The organism is Azospirillum sp. B4, from assembly GCF_000333275.1.
Lineage (GTDB): Bacteria > Pseudomonadota > Alphaproteobacteria > Azospirillales > Azospirillaceae > Nitrospirillum.
In genome coordinates this window covers 1-4,646 of record NZ_BACU01000407.1, presented here as the reverse complement: position 1 = coordinate 4,646, position 4,646 = coordinate 1, and the positions used below count along the sequence as shown (strand labels likewise).

General features: G+C 68.8%; 7 protein-coding genes. 2 read left to right on the top strand and 5 right to left on the bottom strand.

Features of this window, described 5'->3' with window-relative positions; translation table 11 throughout:
- Window positions 1-165 precede the first annotated feature (165 nt).
- The 5 genes from ychF to I55_RS39355 form a co-directional block, all read right to left on the bottom strand.
- The gene (gene ychF / locus I55_RS18080; protein WP_252181197.1) at window positions 166-1,077 is read right to left on the bottom strand and encodes a redox-regulated ATPase YchF; all 912 of its coding nucleotides are present in this window, start codon (window positions 1,075-1,077) and stop codon (window positions 166-168) included.
- 73 nt (window positions 1,078-1,150) lie between these two features.
- Window positions 1,151-1,612 carry a cupin domain-containing protein gene (locus I55_RS18075; RefSeq protein ID WP_199902636.1) on the bottom strand — a complete coding sequence of 154 codons (462 nt, stop codon included), beginning with the start codon at window positions 1,610-1,612 and terminating at the stop codon, window positions 1,151-1,153.
- Window positions 1,609-2,214 carry a glutathione S-transferase N-terminal domain-containing protein gene (locus I55_RS18070; protein WP_044561975.1) on the bottom strand — a complete coding sequence of 202 codons (606 nt, stop codon included), beginning with the start codon at window positions 2,212-2,214 and terminating at the stop codon, window positions 1,609-1,611. The genes I55_RS18075 and I55_RS18070 overlap by 4 nt, the downstream gene beginning before the upstream one ends.
- A gap of 42 nt (window positions 2,215-2,256) precedes the next feature.
- Window positions 2,257-2,805, bottom strand: coding sequence for a hydroxyacylglutathione hydrolase (gene gloB / locus I55_RS18065; RefSeq protein ID WP_307718720.1), 549 nt, complete (start codon window positions 2,803-2,805; stop codon window positions 2,257-2,259).
- A 23-nt stretch (window positions 2,806-2,828) separates the two neighbouring features.
- Window positions 2,829-3,059 (bottom strand): hypothetical protein, encoded by a 231-nt coding sequence (locus I55_RS39355; protein ID WP_307718719.1) that lies wholly within the window; start codon window positions 3,057-3,059, stop codon window positions 2,829-2,831.
- 231 nt (window positions 3,060-3,290) lie between these two features.
- Between I55_RS39355 and I55_RS18060 the strand changes: the two genes are divergently transcribed.
- Together I55_RS18060 and I55_RS18055 are read left to right on the top strand one after the other, a co-directional pair.
- The gene (locus I55_RS18060; protein ID WP_044561974.1) at window positions 3,291-3,929 is read left to right on the top strand and encodes a hypothetical protein; all 639 of its coding nucleotides are present in this window, start codon (window positions 3,291-3,293) and stop codon (window positions 3,927-3,929) included.
- Between the two features lie 14 nt (window positions 3,930-3,943).
- Window positions 3,944-4,477 (top strand): hypothetical protein, encoded by a 534-nt coding sequence (locus I55_RS18055; protein WP_044561973.1) that lies wholly within the window; start codon window positions 3,944-3,946, stop codon window positions 4,475-4,477.
- Window positions 4,478-4,646 lie beyond the last annotated feature (169 nt).

Here is a 4,646-nt window from a genome sequence, read left to right as displayed (position 1 = left end):
GATCTCTTCCCGGGTGGGGAAGGGGGCGTCGGCCGCGCGGCGGGCCGGCACCGGCCTGGGCGTAGCCCGCCGGGGGCCTTCCGGGCGCTTCGGCATGGTGATTCCTTAAACCTGGGGAGCGGCGGGCTCAGTCGCCCGCCGCCGCCTTCTTCACTGTTTTGGGCTTCACTGTTTTGGCGGCCGCCGGCTTCTTCGCCGCCGTGGTGGTCTTCTTCGGGGCGGCCGCCTTCTTCTCGGCCGCCGCCTTGGTGGTTGCCGCTTTCGTGGGCGCCTTCTTGGCCGCCGCCTTTTTCGGCTTCTCCTCGCCCTCGGCCGCCGCCGGCTTCTTGCCGCCGTCCTTGGCCGCCTTGGCATGGCGGCGGAGATGACGACGGATACGGCACCCTGGGCCTTGGCCATCTCGGCCACCTGGGCCGACAGGCTGTTGCCGGTGGCGGCCGAAGCCTCCTCGACATTGCAGACGTACAGCACCGGCTTGCCGGTCAGCAGCGCCAGCTGGCGCCACAGGCCGCGCTCCTCCTCCGACACCTCGACCGTGCGGGCGGGCTTGCCGTCGCGCAGCGCCACCAGGGCGCGCTCGATCAGGTCGGCGACGATCTTGGATTCCTTGTCGCCGCCCTTGGCCTTCTTCTGCAGGGCGGGCAGGCGCTTCTCCAGGCTGTCCATGTCGGCCAGCATCAGCTCGGTCTCCACCGTCTCCGCGTCGCGGGTGGGGTGGATGGAGCCTTCCACGTGGGTGATGTCGCCGTCCTCGAAGCAGCGCAGCACGTGGACGATGGCGTCGACCTCGCGGATGTTGGCCAGGAACTGGTTGCCCAGGCCTTCCCCCTTGGAGGCGCCGCGCACCAGGCCGGCGATGTCCACGAACTCCAGCTGGGTGGGGACGGTCTTCTGCGACTTGGCGATGGCCGCCAGCTTGTCCAGGCGCGGGTCGGGAACGCCGACGCGGCCCACGTTGGGCTCGATGGTGCAGAACGGGTAGTTGGCCGCTTCCGCCGCCGCCGTGCTGGTCAGCGCGTTGAACAGGGTCGACTTGCCGACGTTGGGCAGGCCGACGATGCCGCAATTGAATCCCATTGGAATACTCTAGATGTAAGGGGCCGCTTTGGCCGCGTTTATCGGGCAAAGGCGGCCGGATTGCAAACCGCCGTTATGCAGGTCCGCCATCGGCGGGATGGCCGTTCCCGGGCGTCCAGCCGGCCGGCGCCATCTCGAACGCCCTGAACTCGAACGCCGGGGCCACGGTGCAGCCCACCAGGGTCCAGCCGCCCAGGCTCTCCGCCGCCTGCCACTGGCCGGCTGGCACCACGCCCTGGGGCCGCTGACCCTGGATGAGATCGGCCCCCAGGATCAAATCCGTGGTGGTGAAGCCGTCCGCGGAGAGGGACAGGCGCAGCGGCGCCCCAGCATGCCAATGCCAGACCTCATCCGCGTCCCGCACCCGGTGCCAGTGCGACCGCTCTCCCGCCTTCAGCAGGAAGTAGATGGCGGTGGAGGCGCCCCGGCCGCTATCGGCGGAGGCATGACGGTAGGTCTCCACGTAGTGCCCGCCTTCGGGGTGCGGTTGCAGGCCCAGCAGCTGGATGATCGTGTCGGCATCCATGGAACTCATCCCCGGGGCGGAACGGTCAGGCGGAAGCTGTCCCGGTCGGACGCCTGGGCGAACCAGGCGGCCAGCTTGGGCGCGCGCTGGCGCCAGTGGTCGCATTCCCAGCGCAGGTCCAGGTAGGCCAGGGCGATCATGACCGACAGGGTGCCGATGGTCAGGCCCTGCAGTTGGTCGGCCTCCGCCTCCAGCAGGTCGACGGCGCGGGTCATGGCCTGGCGCTGGCGGTCCGTCCAGCTGGACGACCGCAGGGGCTCGGGCCGGAGGCCCTCCATCCGGCGCAGGATGGCGGCGTCGCAGATGCCGTCAGCGATGGCCTGCTGGCGCAGCGCCCGCCAACGCTCCGGCCCGGCGGCGGGGAACAGGGGCTGGCCCACCGTGCCTTGGCTGTCCAGGTATTCGGCGATGACCGGGCTGTCGAACAGGGCCATGCCGTCGTCGGTCACCAGGGTGGGGATCTTGCCCAGGGGGTTCAGGGTGGGCACCACCGTTTCCGGCGACCAGATGTCGGTCGGCGACAGCTCGATCCGGGAAGCCAAGCCCCGCTCATGGACGACCATCATCGCCTTGCGCACGAAGGGGGAGGTCTGGCTGTAGAAAAGCTTCATGGCGGGCTGGGCTTTCTGGTCAGGCGTGGGGCTGGTGCGGGTCTATCCCCGGAAATTGTCTTTCCGGCGGCGGATTTCGGCGAAGACTGCCACCGGATCGGCGCCTGGCGCCAGGCCCACGGCGTTGGCCAGCGCCGGTAGATCGGCGCGCAGGAAGGGGTTGGTGGCCTTCTCCACGCCCAGGGTGGTGGGCAGGGTGGGCCGCTCCGCCGCGCGCAGCGCCGCCACGTCGCGCATGCGGGCCGCCAGATCCGCGTTGTCCGGTTCCAGCGTGCCGGCGAAGCGGCCATTGCCGGCGGTGTACTCATGCCCGCAATAGACGGCCGTTTCGTCCGGCAGGTCGCGCAGGCGGGTCAGGGACCGCCACATCTGCTCCGGCGTGCCCTCGAACAGGCGGCCGCAGCCCATGGAGAACAGGGTGTCGCCGGAGAACAGCACGGTGTCATCGGCGCCATGGAAGGCGATGTGGCCCCGCGTGTGGCCGGGCACGTCGATGCCCGTCAGGGGGCAGGCGCCGATGGTGAACGTCTCCCCATCCGCGATGGCGCGGTCGATGCCGGGGATGCGGTCGCGGTCGCGNNCGGGGCCGATGATGGCGCTGCCGTAGCGGGCTTTCAGTTCCAGGTTGCCGCCGACATGGTCGCCGTGGTGTGGGTGTTGAGGATGCGGTCCAGGGTCCAGCCCCGCTGTTCCAGGGCGGCCACCACCGGTGCGGCCTCCGCCGGGTCGACCACGGCCACGGTGCCGGTGGCGCCGTCGCGCAGCAGGTGGATATAGTTGTCGCTGAGCGCCGGGATGAGGATGACCTCCAGGCGGCGGTCGGTCGGCGGGATGGAACGGGTCATGCGGGCATCCCTCAGGGTGGTCTGCGCGGTGCGCTGATCTTATGCGCGGGGGCGAAGCGGCTCTTCAAGGCGATTTCGACCCGGCAATATGAACGAAGACATTAATGCGAAGGTCGCGCGTAAGAGTCATACTGCCGCTTGACAGTACGCCCGCCCCAGCATTGCTTGATACACGGAAATCCATGTCCGGGGTGGTCCCGGACAGAACAGAAGAACCGGTGCGAAAAACCGATGAGCGATCTGCTGACTGCCGTCGCGGTCTTCATGATGGTGGCGGGGGTATCCTACCTTGCCGCCTTGGCGCTGTCGCACCTGGTGGAACAGCACCTGCGCCACAGCGAAGGCGTGGACCGCGTGGACGAGCGGTTCCAGGAGGCGAACATCCTGCATCGCAAGTTCGAGGATCGCAGCGGCAAGATCATGCCCCGCGTGGCCCGGCTGGACAACGACCTGAAGTCCGCCCGCCGGCAGAACTATATGTCCACCCGCAAGGTGGCGGACCTGGAGGCCCGGCGCGACCAGTTGATCCGCGTCCTGGGGGAGGATGAGGCCTTCTCCCGCCCCACCCGACCGCCGCGCCATTTCGTGGCCCTGGTCATCAACCGCCATGTCCAGCGCGCGGTGCTGGAGCAGAAGGACCATATTGGCTTCTCCCGCAGCTGGTCCCGCGTGCAGAACGTCCATGCCTGGGCGCAGAACGCCAACGACGCCAAGACGCTGGTGGAAAGCTACTATCCGCATTCCCTGGGCTTCCACATCCTGGAAATCCGGGAACCGTCAGGTGACGGGGGCCCGGCCTTGGAAGAGGCGCCGGACGACGTCTCGCTGGCCCCTGGTGCGGAGGCCCAGCCCTCCGCCCGCGGACGTTAGCGGAGCTCGGCCCCATGGTGGATTACGCCCTGCTTTTCGGTATCGCCGCCGGGCTGACCGCGGCTGGACAGGTGGCCGGCGCCACCGCCAAGCGCCTGCGCCGCATGCGCCGTGACACCCACGCCCGCCGGCGCCAGGTGGAGGAGCTGTTCCAGTCGGTACGGGCCAAGGCCAAGCTGACCCTGGACCTGAAGCGTGAGGAACGCAAAATGGCGGTGGAACTGGCGCAGCTGCGCAGCAGCGTCAGCGAGCATGATCGCCTGGCCGAGGTGCGGCGGGCGGATGAGGCGCTGCTGTACGTTTATGACGAGCGCCGCATGCCCAACGACAGCGGCTTCGTCGTCACCATCAGCCATTCCAATTTCCAGGTCGTGTCGCGCGGCGCGGTGGAGACGGTGGTCACCTCCTGGCGCCTGGGCCGGCGCTATCTGGTTTGGGCCTCCAGCGCCAAGCTGGCCCTGTCCAAGACCCTGCAGCGCTTCCCGCCGGAGCGGGGCTATGTCGTCAAGGGGGGCGACCCCTATCCCACGGATCCGGAGGAATTGTAGGGTCGCATAGGAGTGTTCCCATGGGCGTACTGGGCGCTTGTTCAAGGGCGGTGGAGCGCATGGGCGAGGCCCTTGAGCGAGCTCCAAATACCCCGCATCGCCCCGCCATGGTCCCAGCGTTGCCCGGCTTCCGCCGCAATCCCGGTGAGAATGGAACCATCGCCGGATG